The sequence below is a fragment of the Rhodococcus sp. KBS0724 genome (assembly GCF_005938745.2).
Classification (GTDB): domain Bacteria; phylum Actinomycetota; class Actinomycetes; order Mycobacteriales; family Mycobacteriaceae; genus Rhodococcus_F.
In genome coordinates this window covers 96125-116586 of sequence record NZ_VCBX02000002.1, presented here as the reverse complement: position 1 = coordinate 116586, position 20462 = coordinate 96125, and the positions used below count along the sequence as shown (strand labels likewise).

18 protein-coding genes and 3 pseudogenes are annotated in these 20462 nt (G+C 59.9%); 9 read left to right on the top strand and 12 right to left on the bottom strand.

Annotated elements, in window-relative coordinates:
- Positions 1-25: 25 nt before the first annotated feature.
- Positions 26-268, bottom strand: a complete 243-nt coding sequence (locus FFI94_RS31430) for a hypothetical protein (protein ID WP_138873835.1) — start codon at positions 266-268, stop codon at positions 26-28.
- 1661 nt (positions 269-1929) lie between these two features.
- On the opposite strand from FFI94_RS31430, the gene FFI94_RS31425 reads away from it, so the two are divergent.
- Positions 1930-2130 (top strand): hypothetical protein, encoded by a 201-nt coding sequence (locus FFI94_RS31425; RefSeq protein ID WP_138873834.1) that lies wholly within the window; start codon positions 1930-1932, stop codon positions 2128-2130.
- Between the two features lie 196 nt (positions 2131-2326).
- Here FFI94_RS31425 and FFI94_RS31420 read toward each other — a convergent pair whose 3' ends face one another.
- Complete coding sequence (locus FFI94_RS31420) at positions 2327-3226, bottom strand: hypothetical protein (RefSeq protein ID WP_260684544.1); 900 nt, start codon at positions 3224-3226, stop codon at positions 2327-2329.
- Between FFI94_RS31420 and FFI94_RS31415 the strand changes: the two are divergent.
- A pseudogene (locus tag FFI94_RS31415) lies at positions 3209-3911 on the top strand (hypothetical protein); the annotation flags it as partial. The gene FFI94_RS31420 and the pseudogene FFI94_RS31415 sit on opposite strands and share 18 nt — an antisense overlap.
- Before the next feature lie 324 nt (positions 3912-4235).
- Here the strand turns inward: FFI94_RS31415 and FFI94_RS31410 are convergent.
- Positions 4236-4514 (bottom strand): annotated as a pseudogene (locus FFI94_RS31410) (hypothetical protein); the annotation flags it as partial.
- 245 nt (positions 4515-4759) lie between these two features.
- Between FFI94_RS31410 and FFI94_RS31405 the strand changes: the two are divergent.
- Positions 4760-4978, top strand: a complete 219-nt coding sequence (locus FFI94_RS31405) for a helix-turn-helix transcriptional regulator (RefSeq protein ID WP_185993463.1) — start codon at positions 4760-4762, stop codon at positions 4976-4978.
- Between the two features lie 61 nt (positions 4979-5039).
- On the opposite strand, the gene FFI94_RS34470 is transcribed toward FFI94_RS31405, so the two are convergent.
- The 6 genes from FFI94_RS34470 to FFI94_RS31385 form a co-directional block, all read right to left on the bottom strand.
- Entirely contained in the window at positions 5040-5162 is a 123-nt protein-coding gene (locus FFI94_RS34470) for a hypothetical protein (RefSeq protein WP_260684543.1), read from the bottom strand.
- Positions 5163-6017: 855 nt separating this feature from the next.
- The gene (locus FFI94_RS33900) at positions 6018-6167 is read right to left on the bottom strand and encodes a hypothetical protein (RefSeq protein ID WP_185993462.1); all 150 of its coding nucleotides are present in this window, start codon (positions 6165-6167) and stop codon (positions 6018-6020) included.
- Positions 6168-6231: 64 nt separating this feature from the next.
- Positions 6232-6573 (bottom strand): hypothetical protein, encoded by a 342-nt coding sequence (locus FFI94_RS31400; protein WP_138873833.1) that lies wholly within the window; start codon positions 6571-6573, stop codon positions 6232-6234.
- A gap of 178 nt (positions 6574-6751) precedes the next feature.
- Positions 6752-7213 carry an Hsp20/alpha crystallin family protein gene (locus FFI94_RS31395; RefSeq protein WP_138873832.1) on the bottom strand — a complete coding sequence of 154 codons (462 nt, stop codon included), beginning with the start codon at positions 7211-7213 and terminating at the stop codon, positions 6752-6754.
- Between the two features lie 166 nt (positions 7214-7379).
- A complete protein-coding gene (locus FFI94_RS31390) occupies positions 7380-7667 on the bottom strand; it encodes a MerR family transcriptional regulator (protein WP_138874090.1) in 288 nt (95 codons plus the stop codon).
- A gap of 551 nt (positions 7668-8218) precedes the next feature.
- Positions 8219-9103, bottom strand: a complete 885-nt coding sequence (locus FFI94_RS31385) for a LysR family transcriptional regulator (RefSeq protein ID WP_185993461.1) — start codon at positions 9101-9103, stop codon at positions 8219-8221.
- 184 nt (positions 9104-9287) lie between these two features.
- On the opposite strand from FFI94_RS31385, the gene FFI94_RS31380 reads away from it, so the two are divergent.
- From FFI94_RS31380 to FFI94_RS34665, 4 genes and pseudogenes are all read left to right on the top strand, one after another.
- Positions 9288-10619, top strand: coding sequence for an MFS transporter (locus FFI94_RS31380; RefSeq protein WP_221937813.1), 1332 nt, complete (start codon positions 9288-9290; stop codon positions 10617-10619).
- 40 nt (positions 10620-10659) lie between these two features.
- The gene (locus FFI94_RS31375) at positions 10660-12306 is read left to right on the top strand and encodes an amidohydrolase (protein ID WP_138873829.1); all 1647 of its coding nucleotides are present in this window, start codon (positions 10660-10662) and stop codon (positions 12304-12306) included.
- Between the two features lie 121 nt (positions 12307-12427).
- On the top strand, positions 12428-13132 hold the full coding sequence (locus tag FFI94_RS31370) for an IS6 family transposase (protein WP_138873828.1): 705 nt from the start codon (positions 12428-12430) through the stop codon (positions 13130-13132).
- A 589-nt stretch (positions 13133-13721) separates the two neighbouring features.
- A pseudogene (locus FFI94_RS34665) lies at positions 13722-13896 on the top strand (inositol-3-phosphate synthase); the annotation flags it as partial.
- 69 nt (positions 13897-13965) lie between these two features.
- Here FFI94_RS34665 and FFI94_RS31355 read toward each other — a convergent pair.
- From FFI94_RS31355 to FFI94_RS31345, 3 genes are all read right to left on the bottom strand, one after another.
- Complete coding sequence (locus FFI94_RS31355) at positions 13966-15582, bottom strand: ABC transporter substrate-binding protein (protein WP_138873827.1); 1617 nt, start codon at positions 15580-15582, stop codon at positions 13966-13968.
- A 47-nt stretch (positions 15583-15629) separates the two neighbouring features.
- Complete coding sequence (locus FFI94_RS31350; protein WP_185993460.1) at positions 15630-16472, bottom strand: TauD/TfdA family dioxygenase; 843 nt, start codon at positions 16470-16472, stop codon at positions 15630-15632.
- 160 nt (positions 16473-16632) lie between these two features.
- The gene (locus FFI94_RS31345; protein ID WP_138873825.1) at positions 16633-17265 is read right to left on the bottom strand and encodes a TetR/AcrR family transcriptional regulator; all 633 of its coding nucleotides are present in this window, start codon (positions 17263-17265) and stop codon (positions 16633-16635) included.
- Between the two features lie 1197 nt (positions 17266-18462).
- On the opposite strand from FFI94_RS31345, the gene FFI94_RS31340 reads away from it, so the two are divergent.
- Both FFI94_RS31340 and FFI94_RS31335 read left to right on the top strand, forming a co-directional pair.
- Positions 18463-19014 carry an aromatic-ring-hydroxylating dioxygenase subunit beta gene (locus FFI94_RS31340; protein WP_313905585.1) on the top strand — a complete coding sequence of 184 codons (552 nt, stop codon included), beginning with the start codon at positions 18463-18465 and terminating at the stop codon, positions 19012-19014.
- Positions 19015-19075: 61 nt separating this feature from the next.
- Positions 19076-20461 carry a Rieske 2Fe-2S domain-containing protein gene (locus FFI94_RS31335; RefSeq protein ID WP_185993459.1) on the top strand — a complete coding sequence of 462 codons (1386 nt, stop codon included), beginning with the start codon at positions 19076-19078 and terminating at the stop codon, positions 20459-20461.
- Position 20462: the final 1 nt, after the last annotated feature.

Below are 20462 nucleotides of genomic sequence, written 5' to 3'. Positions count from 1 at the left end.
CACGGAGGATGGGGGACTTCTGCTGTCAGCTTTTCTCCGGCGTTGGCGTGGAGATCGACTCGAGTTTCTTCATGAAGGTCAGTTCTGCGTCGGGTGCGTCTTTCCATCTGTACGCCCATGATCCGTCCGGGAGTAGGACGGTGCCGGGTTGACCCTCGTCGGTGCCGAGTTCGAATGCCATGCCGTCGAGTATCAGGCGCGGGTGTGTGAACTGTGCCACGAACGGTTTACGGCTCAACAGGTTCTGGCGATATACGGGTTGGCTCACCGGAATGTCCCCCCGACCTTTCCGGCGGGCCATCGGCTTGCCGGGTTGGATACACAAACCCCCAACCCGGCAAGTCACCTGACATGTTGGGGCGGGACAGAATCCGTGTTTGAGGTTCACCGTTCGGGTATGCCGGTGGTGCGGCGCTGAGATCACGGGAAAGTGGTACGCCGCAGGAGGTCCACCTTCTCGTGCGGTCACAGCCAGAAGATGGACGAAGGGGAAAGTGCATCGCATCGGAAGGCGATGTGCACCCGCCGGCGCTCGCTCACAAGTTTGGCGTCGGCGGGCCCACCCCTCACACACAAAATGCCCCGCACAAGGATCTCGGGGCGGGCATCGTGGGTCGCTCGAAGAGTCCCTGGACTGACAACCGTCCGGTCCCGGCTACCGGTACGTAAATAATGACGGTGAGACTCCACCGGTACGTTCGTCGCGCACCGCCGCAAGGAGTTGAAAACACAGCTCCTCCGGAGGGGTGTCAGGCCCCGCCGGATTACCGTTCCCCGACTCGTCCAGCGGGGCCTGTTCATGTCGAGGTTTAGATCTGACCTGACCGGATACGCCTTGCCTGTGCCGCTGACCTCGGGCGTGCGGGACGTGCTGCACAGGTCCGCTTGCTGGCCACCTCTTTCGCCAGCGGTGGACAGGAGCGCATCGTTCGGGTTCGGTGCGCATCACCCGGCGGCGTGCGGCGCTCACAGGTTTCGCGCCGCCGGGTCCCATTGAGCGCACAAAACATCCCGCACCTGACGGATCGGGGCGGGGATAACGAGCAAGAGTGGACAGAGATACCCAGTCGGGATCGTTCGGACCGATCAGGAAATCCACTCCCAGCCAGCGTCGCTCAATTCGTGGTCGTCGCACAGCCATATCTCCACCGAGGCTTCCGGCGGTTCGACTTGTCCAAGCTGGCGGACGCCTTTTGCGTCGCCTCCGAGCCTTCTTGTCGCAGTTGTGGCGCAGTTCTTGACGGCGCATTTATGGTGTTGAGTCATGCTGCACACGTTCGTCTGGGCTGGGAACGAATGCAAATCTCACAGCCCAGGCGGGCCCCGGCGATCGATAGCCGGGGGTAGGCCAGTTGTGGCGAATCCTTGCGACCGGTGGTCAACCGTTCCGCTTCTGATTCGGGAGAGTCGGTTGGTTCGGCAGGAAGGGCTGGTTGTCGGAACGGGCGTCGAATGCTGTTGTAGCGAAGTTCTTGTGTGGCATTGTATTCAGGGTTGAGTGTTCGGGGCTGCCCTGCTGGGAGTGCGGGTGAGGGCTGTCGATGTCACTGCCTCCATAGGATTGTGGAGTCCGTTGACATAGTCGGCTACAGCGTCGGGCAATTGGAATGATTTCGTCGTGGTCGAATCGGCAAACCAAGGGAGAGCGACTTTCTGGCCTTTGAGAAGTATCTCGTCGACATACTTTTGGGGGATTTCTTCGTGTGGGCTGACGAAAAGCGCGCGGCGAGCACCGCTGGCGAGGGCGCTGAACCAACTCGTAATCTACTCGATTGTGGTCGTGGTCGGGTTGGCAGAGTTCGTCATTCGTTGATTCTAGATTCAGCCGTTGTCACTTGACAGTGGCCGCTACCGCCAGCTGCATATCAGCCGGTTCGTCGATATCGGGTGCGGATGAATCATGTGGATGGGTGGGCGTCATGAGCTTCCTTGGCTACCGACAGCGATCAAGGGATGCAAGTGGCCGTTCTCGCCTACATCCATCTGCCGCGAACGCAAACATGGACCGGAGACAGCACGTGGCTCGGTGAGTTGCTTGCGGCGATCGGCGTCGGCCTGGGCGCCGCGAGAGGCTGGCCACCACACGGACAGTGGGGCAGTGGGGGCGCCGATAGCAGCTTGAAATATTAAGGGCGACAGTCTATTAAGATGATCGTGCGGAACATTCTCTTCTCGCGGAGGACAAGCGCGCCGTACACCGTTGCGTCGACTGTCGCGAACTGCAGTGCTTGATCTCGGGCCTCAGGAGAGGTAACGAGCAGCGCCGTGTAGCTAAGACCGACGCTGCGAACAGCACACACCACGCCGAGGCAGTAATCGTCACTCATCATCGGCGCGCTGCTCGATGCGCTTGGGTGTGCTGCTCGATGCGCTGGCTCAGCAGTTCGGCGCATGCTGTTGTGTTGTTCACCAGCGCGACGAGCTGGGACTGCTGGGGCGCAGGCAATGCGCGGAAGTCGGGGCCGAAGCACCTCAGCGCTTCGCTGTAACTCTGCACGAGTAGCTCGCGAAGGGAGGTGGTCCGCTGGAGGAGGTAATCAATCTGGGCGTCCATCGTATGGACGAGCGCGGTGTTGTGCTTCACCGCGGTCAGCGCCTCCTGCTTCGCCTCGCGGTTCTCGAACTTGTTCTTGGTGAACAGCGCGATGGATGCGAGGAGGGTGGCCCCCGCGACTGTCCAGCCTATGGGGCCGGCGAGAGCGAGTAGCGCAGTGCCTGCCGCAGTGCCTCCGCCTCCGGCCGCGATGGCTCCTCCTCCGAGCCAGGCCAGAGCAGCCTTGGTCGCGACGGCCCCGGAGAGAGTGGAGATCGCGGTGCCGGTCGATGCGGTGCCGAAGGTGGTGGCCACCCACAACGCAGCTGTCGGGGCAATGCTCGCGACCGCGGCGCCCGCGGTGAACCCGGCGCCTGCGCCGGCCGCCGACTTTCGCGCGGCCTCGAGGTCCTTCCGGGCGAACTCCTCCGCCTCCAGAAACTCGGTCTTGTGGACGTCAATCTCGTCGAAGTCGGTCTCGAACGACTTCGGGGTGTTGACGATGCTGTTCACCAGCAGCTCGACGAGCTCGATCAGGTCCGTCGAGCGTTCGCGGTCGCTGTTGGGGATGTCTACCGGACACGGGTTGGCCGCGGATATCCGTGGCGGCGCTGTGATCGACTCGCACCCTGCTGCCTGGAGTTTGGGGGCAGAGTGAGCGGGTACGTGAAGGCGGTGATGGCGAACGAGCATGTGCGGGGAGGGCGCTCCGGTGCCGGGGGTGAGCAGGTCTCGGTACTGCTGATCGCGGATCCGGGCGAACCAGCGGAAATTGCCGAACGCATCGCGGAGTACCTGCCGAAACGCCTGCGCAGCACTCACCGGCTCGCGCGCCGGTGGACGACGTGCGTGCGCCGCAAACCGTACCTGCCCGACGAGCAAGCTGATTTCGCCGACGTCATCGACACGGTCGATCCGTCCTCCGAAGAGGAAGACGTCGTCGTGTACCTCACCGATCTGCCGCGCCGCGAGGACACCTTGCCGGTGGTGGCCGATGTCAGCGACCAACACAAATTCGCGCTCATCTCTGTCGCCGGAGTCGGCGGCGTCCACGTCGAGCGTCGCGTCCGCACCGTCACTGAACTCGCGATCGCCCGCGTCCTCGGTGAGCCGGTCCTCAGGCCCGGCGCGGCGCGGCGGTTCCCGTCTGCGCGCACCGAGGGCGGCGTCCGGTACTTCGCGCCGTCAGGGCTGCGGCGACTGCGACTGCTGTCTGGGATGGTGCGCGCTAACCGGCCGTAGCGGCTGGTCACCGGATTGTCAAAGGTGTTCGTGGGCGCCTTCGCCTCGGGCGCGATCGCGTTGGCCACCAACACGATCTGGTTGTTCGCCGACACCATGGGCCCATGGCGTATGAGCGCTGCGACGGTCCTTGACGCGCCGCCCTTGGGCTCCGTGTCGTCGTCGCTGGTTTCCAAGCTAGTGATGGATCATCTCGGCCTTAGCCGTAGCGCGAAGTCCAGCCAGCGCGCACACCTGATCAGCGTCCAGGAGGACCCTCGGTTCGACCACCTCCTGCTCACCACCCACCATCGCACCCGGCAACAATGCTGGATGAGGGACAGTAGCGCAGGGCGTAGGAAGCCAAACCAAACCTGCAGCGGGCTACCGATCGGTCGAGCACCCGATCTGGCACTCGATCATCCGAAGACGTCCCCGGATTGGGCACCACGGCTGAATCGCGCGCGCTCGCTAGTCCCGATCACCCCGCCTCGTTCGACGGCTGCCGCGTCTCCTCGATACGTTGCCGCTGCCGAACCCCGTACGCCGCATCCTTGACGGCAGCGTCATCCTCGAGACCGGACCCGAGCGCCCCGCCGATGGTCGCGATGGACGCCAGCAACCAGGCCAGCGTGAGATAGTCGACGAAGTTCACCCCGTGCCCGAGTACGCGAGACAGCAGTTCCGGAGGAAGAGTCAGAGACGCGGTGAACAGCAGCAGACCGAACAGGGCCACGTACGACACGACGACGCCGATGACCTCGATCCGGGGGATGTCACGCCGGCGGGGCGGCTCATCACGCGACTGGCCCAGCAGTCCGTTAGAGCAAAAACACGATATACGGCACCGAGTGCCGAATGCCAATTTCGTCACGTAACGGATACTTGAGTATTGAACTATCCCCAATTCGGGTACAGCTCTTGGGGATAACTCGCGACGCGTTGTCGATATTGCCTGTGATTCGCTGTGCTGACAATCCCACATTCCGTGGGAAAATGACGTGCATGAGCAAGAGCGGCTTCAGTATGTGGGTTCGCGAACAGATCGATGTGCGGGGCTATGCGAGCAATGAGGAAGCTGCGCGAGCGCTCCGCGTGTATCCGTCTGAGGTTCGCCAGTGGACGTCGATGGTGCGAGCTCCGTCGTCCCCGGAGGTGCTGCGACGGGTCGCGAAGTTGTTCGATGTACCGATACACGAAGTGCTGATTGCGTCGGGTACATGACCGAGGAAGAAAGCCTTCCGGTGGATGCGGCGGCGATGTCCCTCCGTCAATTGTCCACCGATCAGATTCTTGACGAATTTCGGGGAGCCCGCCCGAGATCGGTCCATAGCCGAAGCCAGTCGGTCGCCTGCGCATGCCGGCCCAGCACCGGCCACTTGTTCTCCAGTGTCACCGTTCCGCTCATATCGTCTCCTCAGTTCCGTGGTCAACCCGAGGAGGACATGATCGTCCGCGTGGTCAGATTCCACAGAAGGATCAAGATGCTCAAACGGCAGATGTACGGGCGTGCTCGGTTCGACCTCCTCCGCAAACGAATACTCCTCAGCGGCTGACGTATTCAAAATTGATCACGGAAAGTGGGCCAGAACCACTTTTCAACCGTCGTTGACACCAAGATGCGGAGAAAGGAGCTCCTGGTGGCTGTTGGTTCGAGAGCGCAGGCAAGGTCCAGGCTAAGCGGGACGCGTACCGCCGATCTATCAGAAATACCTACCGGTTCGGGTTCGCGTCGATCGGCGTAGCAGTGCTGTGTGGTCTTCTGGCCACTATGAACGTCCGGTAGCAGACGATCAGACCACGGTCTATCGATTGCGCGGTGGAGCGACGGGGGTGACGAACCAGTCGGCTACCAGAGAGCGCGTTTCTGTCGAAAATAGATCGGTTTTACGGATCCCCGGACGGGCGGTGTGTATCGCCAGGTCGATTCCAGGCTGAGGTGTCGAAAACTCGTGTCGGAAATCTATGTCGAATAACTTCGGCGGCGGGTGTTTTCGACATATGTCGCCCAGATATCGGACGGAAGGGTTGACGATATAGGCGTGTGGCATGACACCCCACGTCGAGTCCACCATATTGCGATAACTGTGAGACCTTGCTGCCTCGCCCACGGTGGTCTCGACTCGAGCTGTCATAAACACTCAGTCCAGGCCCTCGGCCCAGGGGGCGATCGGGTGAGGTCCTCCTATGTCCGGATGGGTGTAGGAGGACCTCACCTGATCAGCTTCGGTGGGACCGTTTGTGAAAGTTGCCTGGCTCTGCGTCAGGGCTGGAATTCATCTGTTCGGGGGTTTTGTGGTGGGGTGGGGAAGAGGATGCGGTTCCACCAGGATTGCCGGTCCGGATCTTCTTTCCAGATGATCGGCTCGTCGGTGGGGGCGGATGGTGCCGTATCGGTGATCGTCGAAGGCATCGTTGACCTCCTGGGTAATTCGGATTCGGTGGGTGGTGTGGTTGCCGATTCGGGGGTGCGGTTCTTACAGGTGTGGCACTGCTGCCGTGAGGAACACGATCCCGAAGGTGATACCTGCTGTGCCGGTGAGGATTCCGATGGCGCCGTGTCCGTCGCCTGAATTGTGTCCAGCGGTGTCGGGGCGGCGGGCCGACAGGCCTGCGCCGAGAGCGGCGGCTCCGAGGAGGATGCCGAGTCCGAACATCCAGAACGTCAGGATCGAGAGGGCGCCGAACATCATTGACATGTCGCTGTATTCACTGCTGCTGATCGGTGTGTGTCGATTCCACCGGACAGGTGGGGTGGGCGCTTCGGTCTCGTGCAGGTTGTGTGGGTTCTCATGTGGGGGAATGGTCGACGTGGTCATGGTTGTGAGGCGGGGTTTTCGTGCAGGGGTGTGTGGTGATATCCGTTGTGGGGCTTACGGTTTGCTTCTCCGGCAGACGCAGCGGAAAGTGCAGCAGGAAAGGTGGGGTGATGCCTGAACCCTGTTGCGCTAGGGTTCTCGGGCATCACCCCACCGAAGGTGCGCGAGGGGAAGGCGATCAGGCTTCGATCGATGCCGGCTGCGCCGTCTGATCGGTGCCGGCGCGTGAGGGTGGCCCGGCGGAGATGTCGATGCGGCGTGGTTTCGCTTTTTCGGCGATCGGCAGGCTCACCGTCAGCACTCCGTTGTCGTAGGAGGCGGTGATGCGTTCGCTGTCGATGTCGTCGCTGATGGAGAGTTGGCGTCGGTAGGTGCCGGCGAATCGTTCAGCGGCCAGCCAGCTCACACCGTCCTCGGACGGGGCGCTGCGGTGCGCGGTCAACGTCAAGGTGGAGCCGTCGAGGTGCACGTCGACCGATCCGGGATCGACACCGGGAAGATCGGCGTGCAGGACGTAGTGGTCGTCGACTTTGTAGAGGTCCATCGGCATGAATCGTGGACTGCGGCTGCTGCCGGAACCTGTGGCGAGCAGAGATTTGGTGATCGAGTCGATGTCGGTGAAAGGATCGAAACGGAGCACAGCAACACACCTCCCATGTCGTGAAAAAGAATGGTCCCTGCCACCGTGGCGGGCGACCGAACTTACTGTGCGAGAACATGTTAAACAAAAATTCTGGCACTCGGCAAGTCCGAGTGCCAGAATTTTTGTGGAGGAATTCCGGAGGAAGACGGCGGTGTGAATCGGGTTATTCGGGTGCGGTGCCGGGCTCGCTACCGCGCTGTTGGGTGTGTCGAAGTTCGGCGTTGATACGGCGGGCTTCGGCGAGTTGATCTTCGAGAATGATGATCCGGCACGCCGACTCCAGCGGGGTACCGCTGGCGACGAGTTCGTGGGCGCGGGCGGCGATACGGAGTTGGTAGCGGGAGTATCGGCGGTGCCCGCCGTCGGAGCGTTGCGGGGTAAGGAGTTTCGCGGCGTCGAGACTACGCAGGAACGCTTGCCGCACACCGAGAATGTCGGCGGCCTGCCCCATGCTGTACGCCGGGTAGTCTTCGTCGTCAAATTTGCCGGACAGAGCATTGATCGCGCTGTCGGGTGTTTCTGCCTGAATGGGGTGTCCTCTTTCGTTTACTGGACTGACCCCCGAGGCGTGAAAAACGGCAAGGAACGGGAAAGAGCGGGCCCCCGGCGCAACGGGGGGTGGGTGAGCGGTCGCCCTGAACGTCGGAAGTACGAACCGTCCGGCGGTACGAACCGTCGGTGCCGAGGCGGTGAGCAGGCCGGTCGCCCACAACACCTGACCCGGCAACCATGCATGCGAGTTTATCGGCTGGATAACTGTTGAACTGGAGTCGCGTTTCGCTGGCCTTCGCTGCTGTGAGGATGCCGATCAGCGCGTCGTCGGGGGCGTCCGGCCCGCCTGACTGATGGCAGGCGATACGCCCCACCCAACCGCAGTTTCTCGACTGCCGCAGACAAGATGCCGGCCACAGTCAGTCCACGGGAGAGCGTGAGCTGTGGTCGCTCCGTCGGCGAAGCTTCCCCCTTCAGTTCGTCGAAGAAACGTGGTGCAAAGCCGCTAGTTCAAAGGGTAGGCGCTGTAACGGTTTGTCGACGTGGCATCCACTCGGCCAATTCTCGCGCTATCGTCTGAATTGTTTCGGTGAGGTAGTGCTCGGTTTCCCAGGCCGCGTACAGTGTTACGGCCAGTGGGGTTCCCTCGCTGAAGAGAAATGCGTGGCGCAGGTCGTGTTGAGCTGGTTCGATGACCAAAGCGCTGCCTCGTCCGGACGCGGCTAGGGCCTGAGCCATTGTGCCGGTGCTGGTAGTGCCGGAAAAGGTGAGATCGAGTCCGCGTGCCACGGCATGTTCGACCACTGTTCTCTCCACTGCACTTCCATAGCCGGGCATGATGATCTGCCGACCGGCGATAGTTTCCAGGTCGACGGCACCGTTTTCTGTTGCCCAGTCCGGGATCTCGGGAAACTGCACCATGATCGGTGTGTCGATGAGGCGCAACGAGGCCAGGTGTGGCGGCGGAGGCGATGTCCCGACAGCGAGGTCGATGCCGTCGCTGAGGGTGTTGTAGACGTCGGCGGGGCGTTCCGCGCGAATGTCGACGATCGGCGCCCCTGTTGCTGCAATGAACGGGGCAATGAAGAAATTGAATGTCGTCTCGGGGGAAGCGACGTGGAATGACGGTTGTCCTTCATACAACGTGCGCATCACTTCGGTTGCGCGATCGGATCGGATCAGGATATCGGAGGCGAGTTCACGCAGTCGGGCTCCGGCCGGCGTCAGTCGCATTCCGGCTGCAGTCCGCCGGAACAAGCGAATCTTCATTTTCCGCTCCATGGTCGCGATCTGACGTGAAATCGCTGGTTGCGATACGGAACAGTCTAAAGCCGCTGCGCTGACCGAGCCGTGTTTGGCCACTGCAACGAAGTAAGTGAGTGCTCGCAGATCCATTTCCATTATGAGGAAATGTTATAGCTATTGGCATAAATATGCATTTGACGTATCGATAGTCGCAGCGAAAAATAAATCACGACACAAAGCGCGTGACGCGTGTGGCGCCTCACTTCGCCGACGTGGGTGGTTGCCCGTGCATCCCTGGGTGATTTCGCCCATGAACTCTGATCCGAGGACGAACTTGAGTACCTCCAGCACTACACACAACTCTGAACAGGCCGCGCGTCAACGACGCTCGATGGCCGGCGCATTTGTCGGTACCGCTATCGAGTGGTACGACTTCTACATCTTCGGCACCGCCGCAGCCTTGGTTTTCGGTAAGGTCTTTTATCCCGGTATCGCGCCTGGGGCTGCGCTGATGGCGTCGTTCGCGACGCTGTGGGTCGGCTTTCTCGCCCGACCCATCGGCGGCATGGTTTTCGGTCACTTCGGCGACAAACTGGGTCGAAAGAACATTCTGGTCGTCACCCTGGTGATGATGGGTGTAGCGACGACGCTGATCGGACTGCTACCCACCTACGCTCAGATCGGCGTCGCTGCGCCGATTCTGCTGGTAGTTCTGCGCGCTCTGCAGGGCATCGCGGTCGGTGGTGAATGGGGCGGCGCCGTTCTGATGGCGACGGAGAACGCTACTGAAAAGAAGAAGGGTCTCGCCGGGGCATGGGTTCAGCAAGGGTCTCCAGCTGGCGCGATCATGGCGACACTCGTTTTCATGGCTGTCAGCCAGCTTCCGGATGCGCAATTCCTTGCATGGGGATGGCGAATTCCGTTCCTGCTCTCCGCATTGTTGGTCGTCGCCGGACTGGTCATCAGGTTGAAAGTCGAAGAGTCACAAGACTTCATCGAGGCGAAGAAGAAGGATGCGGTGGTCCAGGCACCGATCCTGGAAGTCTTCCGAACGGCCCCGACCATCGTGTTCCTCGGAATCGTGGCGTCGATCATGGGAATCTCGCTGGCCTACTTCACCAATACCTTCCTGCTGTCCTGGACGACCAATTCGCTCGGTATCGAACGCCAGATCATGCTCAATATTCTGCTGGGTATGGCAGTACTGCAGTTCATCTGGCAGCCACTCGCAGCCCTGATAGCCGAGAAGATCGGCGAACTTCAGGTGATGGTTCTCGGTCTCGGGGTCGCCGTCGTGATGGTCGTCCCCTTCTTCCTGGCGATCAACTCCGCGAACCCGGCCGCTATCGCGGTGACGCTGTACATCACCATTCTCGGTGGTTGTGCGTACTACGCATTGCTCGCGAACGCCCTCGCTGCTGCCTTCCCCGCGAACATTCGATTCACCGGGGTATCGCTTGCCTACCAACTGTGTTCATCGCTCATCGGTGGTTCGACACCGTTGATCGCCCAGTGGATTCTCAACAATTCCGATGGCAGTCCATGGGGCGTTGCAGCGTTCTATGCAGCAATGCTGATCGCCACGATCTTCGGTGTCTGGGGTCTGAGTCGTGCTGCCGCCCGGCGCACTCCGGCGCAGGTTCCGGCCGTGGTCTCAGCTAGCTGAGTTGCCAACCTTTCTACTCGCACATATTTCAGGAGTTACCTTGCGTATCGATGCTCTCTTCACGAATGGAAAGATCCGCACTCTCGATTCGGGCCGGCCCACTGCGCAGCGAATCGGTATCCACAACGGACGGATCGTGGGTTTCGACGAAGAACTCGACGGTGTCACTGCGGACCGCACAGTAGACCTCGCAGGAGCGCCGGTCCTGCCCGGGTTCCACGATGCGCACTATCACATGTCGCTGACCGGGGCCCGCCTCGCATCGCTGGATCTCCGTCCCGGAGTGGTCAATTCGCTCGACCAGCTATATCGGACCGTTGCCGCTCGTGCGTCGGAAATGCCGGCAGGTGCATGGGTACGTGGTTCGGGGTACGACCAGAACATCATCGGTGGACATCCGACTGCGGAGGCACTCGATGCTGTCGCAGGCGGACGGCCGGTGCTCCTCGAACACGTCTCCGGCCACATGATCACAGTCAACTCCACAGCCTTTGAACTGGCGGGCTTCTCCGGCCCCGTCGACGTTCCCGACTTCGACGGGGGAACAGTGGTGCGCACAGCAGACGGCAGGGCCGAAGGTCTGCTGATGGAGAAGGCGATGGCCTTCGTGTACGAACTGGTACGACCCGTAGATCTCGACGACGTTCAACATAATCTGGGCCTTGCCGGCGCACAGGCACTTCGATACGGCCTGACCTCCGCCACGGAACCAGGCCTCGGAGATTATCGTATGGTCGGAAACTCGCCGGTAGACTTCCATTCCTATCAGCAGGCCGTCGAAACCGGCACCCTGCGAACGCGTATGACGTTGATGCCGTACTGCACCACGCTCCACGACATCGAAGGAATCAAAGACCGGAGTTGGTTCGGCCTCGACCTGGGCATCAGGACAGGCTTCGGGGATGACCGTCTGCGCGTCGGCCCGGTAAAGATCGTTTCCGACGGATCCTTCATCGGCCGATCAGCAGCCATGCACCACTGCTACCACGGTGAGCCGAACAATCACGGAGTCATGCAGTTCGACCCGAAGGAACTGCGAGATATGATCGTCGGCGCTCACGAGAGCGGGTGGAGCGTTGCCGCTCATGCCATCGGCGACGCCGCTATCGACCACGTCATGGATGCCGTGGACAAAGCTCAACGTCGCACTCCGCGCCCGAATGTCCGGCACCGGATTGAACACTTTGCGCTCACCACCGATCACCAGATCGCTCGCGCAGCATCATTGGGTCTGATCGCCGTCCCTCAGGGAACGTTCATCTCGGACTTCGGCGACGGCATGATGGATGCCGTCGAGCCGAAGTTGGCACCATTGATCTACCGAATGAAGTCACTGCTCAATGCCGGAATGATTCTCCCGGGCTCCACGGACGCACCCGTCTCCGACGGGAATCCCCTGGTCAGCATTCACGACATGGTCAACCGAACCACGGCGTCAGGTCGCGTTCTCGGACCCGATGAGAGGCTGACCGTCGAGGAAGCGGTACGTGCCTATACCTATGGATCTGCTTATGCCGTGGATCAGGAGAACGACAAGGGCACGCTGCGTACCGGTCAGCTCGGCGACCTCGTTGTCCTCTCGGACGACTTGTTCGAGGTTCAGGTCGAGAAAATCCGTGACGTGACCGTCGGTGCCACTGTCATCGGTGGCGAGGTCGTGTACAGCGACGGAGTCGCAGCGTCCTGAAATTTCGGTACCGGTGTAGCGAAATTCTTCAGGTTTGCAGTATCCCGGCCGCGGAGCCGGTATGGACGACGGGATCGGACCTGCGCCGTTTTCGGCGCTGTCAAGTTGTTGAGATCGCCTGATCTGCGATGATGCGGTTGTGTCGACGTACAAGGGATACCGGTTTCCACGCGAGATCATCTCCCACTGCGTATGGCTGTATTACCGGTTCACGCTTCCACTCCGGGAGATCGAGTTGCTCATGGCCGCCGGCGGGGTCGAGGTGTCGTACGAGACGGTCCGCGCGTGGTGCGTCCGGTTCGGGCCCGAATTCGCCCGCCGGCTGCGCCAGGCCGAGGACAAGTGGCATCTCGACGAAGTGTTCGTCAAGATCGGCGGAGTCAGGAAGTACTTGTGGCGGGCAGTCGATCAGCACGGCAACGTCCTCGACATATTGATTCAGGACAAGCGGGACGGTAAAGCTGCGACCAGGTTCTTCAGGAAACTACTGAAGAAGCAAGGCCGTCGGCCTCGGGTACTGGTCACCGACAAGCTTCGCAGCTACCAGGTCGCGCACCGGAAGACGAGGTCGACAACTGAGCACCGGCAAAACAAGTACTTGAATAATCGATGCGAGAAATCCCATCAACCGACCCGGCAACGTGAACGCGCGATGAAAGGGTTCCGCTCCGTCGGTGCAGCGCAACTGTTTCTGTCCTCGTTCAGTCGCATCGCCCCGCACTTCCGCCCGCCCCGCCACCGGATGAACGCCACCGACTACCGCACCGAACTTGCTATCAGGTTCCAGGTATGGGATCGGGTTACCGAAATGACCGTCGCTGCCTGAACGACTGCTCAGGTGTGAAGGCCTACTGCCCTCGAAAGCTGCTGTATCCCAAACGGATTGACAATGACGGGTGAGGAAAGTCGCGATAGGGGCGAGCACTTTTGTCGCAGTCGTGATCGCGGCCTGTGCTTGCTCGCCCGGCGATGACGCCGAATCGCGGATCCTACCGTCTTCGTCCAATCCACCCAGTTCTCACCTCCGCCGGCTCCGGATCACCGATGCCGTCCCTACCGCTGAGCAATTGACCGTCCTGTACAACGCCACCACCAACTACTCGATACGTGAGGAGGACCACGCACGACTCTCAGAGGGCCCCAGCGACCCGACGAGCTTGCGAATCGCGCGGGCTTGGGGCGCTGCCCACACCTCAATACATCCAATTCACCATCGTCGAACCCATCGGCCCAGACATGGACAACGGGAGTGGTCAGGGCCGCGTCGAAGGCATGGGTCCTTACTCGGTGGGGCCAATCCGCTTCGTGCGTTCCAGCAACGAGTGGAGTGATTTTGGGGATCGGTTGTTGATCTCCTCCGCGACTGCCAAGAGTTTGTCGATGCTGTGCGCTGCCAGGTCGGTGAGGTGCGGGAAGGCATCATCATCGAGACCATTCGCACAGTAAAGATCGATAAGGGCGGCCGTGGCATCGGCGGACCGGTTTATCCGGCTTTCGCTTACCTGATGAAGTGTCTGCCGGTCCAGATGGCTGACGACAAGGCTCGCACCGAGCTCGAAAGCGTTCATCATCGGAGCCGATGAGACGTAGCTAGAGACGTCGGGCTGATCTTGCTGTGCGCCTTTGTTAACCGTCCGCGGTTAACAAAGGCGCACAGCGCTATTTGATCCAGGCCTCATCCAACAGAATGATGCTGTCCAGGCTCGGCATCAGTCCGTAGACGTTCTCACTCCACGGCACGTAGTTCGCACCAGCACCCCAAACCATGATCGGCACCTGCTCGTTGAACAACGTCTGCAGATCAGCCAAGGCAGCCTTCTTGTCCTCGGCTGTACCAGCGGCCTGAATGGCGTCCAGGGTGGCATCCATCTCCGGGTTCGCAACTCCGACGGTGTTATTCGCAGACGTGCTGTACAGCGCGGAGTACAGACGCAGGAACGGCGCGGCATCGAGTAGCCCATTGCCGCCGAGCGCCAAATCGTAGCTGTGATCCGCGTAGAGTCGCTTGACCATATCTGCGGTGCTCGCCGCATATTCGACGTTCACCGTGAACCCGACCGACTGCAGCATCGCCTGTACCGCTAGCGCAGCAGCCTGGCCGTTGGGATCCGACGTGCCTACGTAGGTGATGTTCCCGTCGTAGCCGTCCTTCTTGGCATCGTCGAGCAACTCGCGAGCCCTCGCAGGATCCAGCCTCGAAGGTTCGATATCGTTGTGCCACATGGACCACGGCTGAAACATCTCCCCACCGGGCATGCCTTTGCCGCCACGAGAACGTTGATCGAGGACATCCGGGTCGATCGCCAGGTTCATGGCCTGCCGAACTCGAAGGTCCGCACCCGGGTGCCCTGGACGATTGTTGATCTGGCCAACCATCGAGAGGCTGATGAACTCGGCGTAGCCCGGGAATTCACCCTTCGCGACTTCGACGGTCTCGGCGTTGCGGAGGTAAGCCATCTGAACACCGCCAGTGGCGAGTGAATCGATTTTCGCCTGTTCGCCCTGAATCGCGACAAACTTCACCTGGTCCAATTTCGGTGCGCCGCCCCAGTAGTCAGCCCTAGCGCCGAGAACCAATTCATCCGGAGCCGAGAACCGCTCCACTGTGAATGCACCAGCCCCGACAGGTGTGAATGTTTCTGCTGCATAGGAACTCGGCGCAACGATAACGCCGTGCCCGAAGCTCAACATAGCCGGGAACTCCGCCCACGGACGGTTCAGCGTAAAGACGACATTCGACGGACCATCAGCCACGGCGCTCTTGACACTTGACGTCCAGACTTCATTATTTGCGCCGCGTTTATCGTTGTAGCGGTTGATACTTGCCACTACTGCCGCACTGTCGAGCGGAGTACCGTCACTAAATTTGACGTTCTCCCGTAGGGTCAGCGTCCACGTGAGATTGCCGGGGTCTTCAGTGAGACTTTTCGCGAGTTGTGGATCATAGCTTCCTGTTTCGGCGTTGTACCGGATCAGCAAGTCGTAGATCGCCGCCAATTCGGTCCCACCGGTCGCTCCGGTCACCTGAGTCTTGGCCGGATCCAGGCTCGTTACCGGGGCGTACGACGCGTACGTCAGTGTTCCACCTCTGACCGGGGCACCCCCGTCACCTTGATTGCCGAGAATTCCAGCCCCGACTCTCGCCGCGGATTCCTTTGCACCACCAGCATTTTCCGCTTCCTGACTTGTTCCCTCAGCACAACCAGCCAGCAACATTCCGCTCGCGAAGGTGGCTACCACCAACTTTCCGAACCGCACACGCTTTGTTCGAGTCATATCTTCTTCCCTCACGGTGTACTTGCAGAAGTATCGGACGGCGGAAATTACATGGGGGCTGGTCGGCCTGCACCGACCGTGCAACGCCGAACCTTCCGAACCAGGCCGGTATGGTCGCTCAGAGCGCGGTGATTGGTGCACCGCTCGTCCCACAACGCAATGTCGTTATTGCTCCAACGCCAACGCAATTGGAGACTGGGCTCTTCGAGACCACGACGGAGAAGGTCCAGAATGGTATCGCTTTCGCGGGGAGTCATGCCAACAAGATTCCGTACGTTCGATCCGCACATGAACAAGGCTGGGCGCCCCGTTTCCGGATGCTTGCGAACGAGAGGGTGGTAGACGCCGGAGAAGTCCGAAGCAACCTTGTCCCACACTTCCTGCCCGAACTTCTCGATGGTGATCTGTTCCATCAATTCTCCCGGATGGACGTACTGTTCCAGCTCGAGAACAAGACGCTTCATGGGTTCCGACAGGTTCTCGTATACCTGATACAGGTTGAGCCACATAGTATCTCCGCCCGCATCGGGAGCATGACGCATCGAGAGCACACCAAAATCAGGAGGCGTCTCGAGGATTGCGACGTCGGTGTGCCAGAGATCTGCCTTGGGCGAGCTGTTCGGGCCGTCCTCGATGAATTCCATCGGTCGATCGAGTCCGCGCGCACGAGTGGTCGGGTACACGTTCGGAATGCCGAAGTTCGACGCAAATGCTAGATGCTGCTCGTCGGTCAGATCCTGGTCGCGGAAGAACACGACCAAGTGTTCGCGGATTGCTTTCGAAATATCCTCGAATTGCTGTCCCGAGAGCGGTTGAGTCAGGTCGATACCACTGATCACGGCACCCAAACTCCGGGTAACGGGCGCAACCGAAATCGTTTCGTATTCCACAGCGATCTCCTCAAAGATGGATCTGCCAAAGGCAGAGACGACAAAACAGACCGGCGCACTCGAATAGGTACGCCGAAGAGACCGATGCCTCCATGTTGGAGACACCGATAATGTTGCAAAAAAGGAAGATTCGACAGTTCGCGAATCTCGGCTGTTGGAGTTAGATACCTGGACTGTGCGGAGCAGTCAACGCAGCTACGGACATCTCGATCAGATGTGTCACCATGTCATCGAAAGAAGCGGCTCCGCCGAGCAGCCCTTCTTCCTGACGCTGTTCGTATGCCGCAAAAGCAGAAACGATCATGTTCATGGTCAGATCCACTCGAGCAGCAGCTGCTTCCTCCGAGAGATGCACCAACGCACGACGAAGCCTCACGATAACTTCACGACTCACATCACTGATATCCGCAAAATCGCGGCTCGTAAAGTCGACCCGTGGTGTCATGCGCGCCGAGAATCTCGCGTAATGCGAACCCTCCGTGGCACTCCGGAGATAATCCGCAAGGGGTAGTACCGACACTTCGATCAGTGAACGAATATCGTCACCGCGACCTTCGCGGTCGACAATTTCCATGTAGGCACTGCGTACCTCGTTCAGTTTCGCCAGACGGCGGCGAAAAACCGCAAGGAACAATCCGTCCCGGCCACCGAAGTAGTACTGCACGGCGGACGCATTCTTTTGTCCGGATTCGATCACGATTTCACGCAGAGAAACCTCGTCCACACCGCGTTCGGCGAACATCCGATCTGCTACATCGGTGATCACGTCTCGCGCCGGACTCGACTTACTCATGTAATGGACCATATGATGCAGTACATTAAAAGTCAACGGAATCGAAAAGATTCTTGTGACTTCGAAGCCACGTAACCCATTATCTGCGTGCAGTTTCGGCGTTCGCCGGTCTGGGCGAGGGGTCCAGGCCTAATTCGCCGGTCACGAATTGGACTCCGGTGGAAAACTGTTCCTGACTGAGAAGTTCATGATCATTCGGCGATCGGGAGACGATTGTGTCAGTTGAAAGCATCGCGACGGCTGACGATCCGGCACCAGAAAAATGCATCGACTATCGCCGACAAGACGGTGTCACGACATTACTGAATCGCCGACCCCAGCCGTTCTCGCCGTCGGTGCCCAGGACATACTCGGTACCCCGGATATGCCCCCAGGGCAATTGCGCAGCAACGTGTTGCGCCAACCATGATGACGGCGCAGTCGATCGTGGACCACGACTCCGGTCATCGGATAGCCGGTGATCGCGTGTTGCCGGTGCGCTGCAAGTAGGGCCCGTCGGCATTGAGATGCTTGCAGTTTTCGGTCTCACAGGCGGGGCCGGATGTCGGTAACTCGGCAGGAGCCCCGCTGTCTGGCGCCTCCACCAGCGCGCCGAACCAGAGGTGGTCATCGGCGTGACCGAATCCGTGTCGGTGACCAGAAGCTGGATCTCTAGCCCGTGATGGACCTAGTCGAGCGGGAAGATCTTCTCCTGCTCGTCGGCACGTCACCGAACCTGCAGCTGATGACTAGTTCTCTGCGGCGGAGGGCGACGCCAATAGTGCACTCGGACAATGAGACTGTTAACGCCGGCGTTTCAGATTTTGGCGGTCACCGTACTGGAGACGAGAGAACGCTGGTGGCAGGTGTTTCCGGTGTTCCTGACTCCGCTGCGATCGACGATGGTGTGTCGTGGCATCTTCGCGATACAACGGACCAGATGTCACCTATCGGAGCAGCAGACTCGGCTCGAGTTGTGTTCGATCTGGAACCAGTGTTCGGGTGGGCATTGGTGAGCGGGTGCGGAGTGGGGTCGACCCAGTAGTGGTGTTGGCCAAGGACCCTCGGATTGATGGCCTTCGACGTTTCGGATATTGGGCTGCAATTTTCGCATTTGATTTCGTCCGTGTAACGGCTCGAATTTGGGGGTTGCCAAATCCGTCGGTGTAACCCACACTACAAGTGCATCCAAAACTGTATGCACTTTGCGGAGGTTATATGTTGACCATGCAGCCCCTTACTGACGCTCGTCCACTCTCGATATCCGACCAGCGGCACGTTGAGGTCGTGGACTTCTTGCACTACGAAGCTGAGCTCCTCGACGATCTCAACGAACGTCGTTGGCTAACTGAGTTGGTCAGCCCGGATATCGAGTATCAGGTTCCTGTCCGTGAGACTGTCGAACGTGCGCGGGGCGCCGGCTTTTCGACTACCACATTCCATCTCAAGGAGAACCTCGGCTCGCTTAACTCGCGAGTGACCCGCGGCGAGACGAAGTATGCATGGGCGGAAGACCCGCCGTCTCGTGTGCGCCACTTTGTCACCAACATTCGTGTTCGTGCTCACGAGAGCAACAACGGCGATCTCTTGAGGGCAAAAAGTAATATCTTGATCTACCGCACGCGGCAGTCTCAGACGAATCCGCAGATGCTCTCGGGAGAGCGCGCAGATGTATTACGCAGGGAAGACGGCCAACTTAAGCTTCTCCGGCGAGTTGTCTACCTGGATCTCAGCGTTATCGGAACGCATAACCTCTCGCTCTTCTTCTGAACTTCCCACCACTTTCTCGAGCGGCTCACGCGCTCGCCGATTTCCAGCCAGGAGTGCATGTATGAACCCTGCAGCGAACGAGACTGTTCTTTCGCCCCGAGTCCAGGAACTGATGGACCGCATCGACACTGGACTGCTCGACGGAAAAATTCCCTCCGCGATCATGGGGAATCCGGAGGTCTACCAGGCAGAACTACGCAAAATTTTCGGGCGCGCCTGGGTGTACCTCGCCCATGAATCCGAGATCGAGGCCAACGGTGACTACGTCGTTCGCAAAATCGGTGAGGATTCGTTTGTCGTTACCCGCGACGAGATCGGCACGATCAACGTTCTGTTCGACGCTTGCCGTCATCGTGGTGTCCAAATCTGTCGTTCCGATTCGGGTAACTCATCTCATTTTCGCTGCCCGTACCACGGTTGGACATACTCCTCCGACGGGTCGCTCGTCGGTGCACCGTTGTGGAAGAACGCCTTTGGCAATATGAGCAAGGAGAAGAACGGGCTTGCACGTGCCGCGCAGGTCGAGTCATTTCACGGACTTGTCTTTGCCACCCTCGATGCGTCAGCACCGCCGCTGCGCGAATATCTCGGCGGTATGGCGTGGTACCTCGATCTGATATTCGGTCTCGACAAAGACGGCGTAGAGGTCCTCGGCAAGCCCCAGCGATTCATCGTCGACGCCAATTGGAAGTCCGGTGCCGACAATTTCTCCGGCGACGACTATCACCTCGGTACCTTGCACAAGTCGGTCTGGAGCATCGGTGCTTTCCCAGTTCCCTTCAGCGAGAACATGATGGGATATCACATCCAGGCCTCGCCGGGCCATTCGCTGTCGTTTTCGATGGCGGAATATGCAGATGAGCCGGGCCCCAACTTCTTCGGCTTCCCCGAGTCGCTCGCCGAGCACTTCGACAGCGTGAACATCTCGCCCGAACAACTCGAGGTTGCGCGCCGCTCACGGGTCTTTGTCGGCAATGTCTTCCCGAACTTTTCCATTCTTGCTTTACCGATGACCGAGGACGGCGCGAATCATGCACCCACCGGAATTCTGACGATTCGCACGTGGCAGCCCAAGGGGCCCGGACAGATCGAGATCTGGAACTGGTTCGTGGGTTACAAGAACATGACACCTGAGCAGAAGGAACGCACCTACCAAGCCGGACTCGGCACGTTCTCGCTCGGCGGGTCCTTCGAGATGGACGATACCGAGCCGTGGCTCAGCGTCACGAAGAACGGCGGATCCGTTGCCGCGGAAGTCCTCGACTTCGAGTTGAACTACGAGATGGGAATGCCTGGAATAGGCATGGCGACACCGGTTTCCGATTGGCCCGGTCCAGGCAAGGTGTTCTGGACCCGTTATGAGGAGGGTGTTCAGCGCAACATGTACCAGTTCTACGCGGACATGATGCGCAAGGGTCCTGGCGAGTGGCCGGAGTTCGAATTTTGAG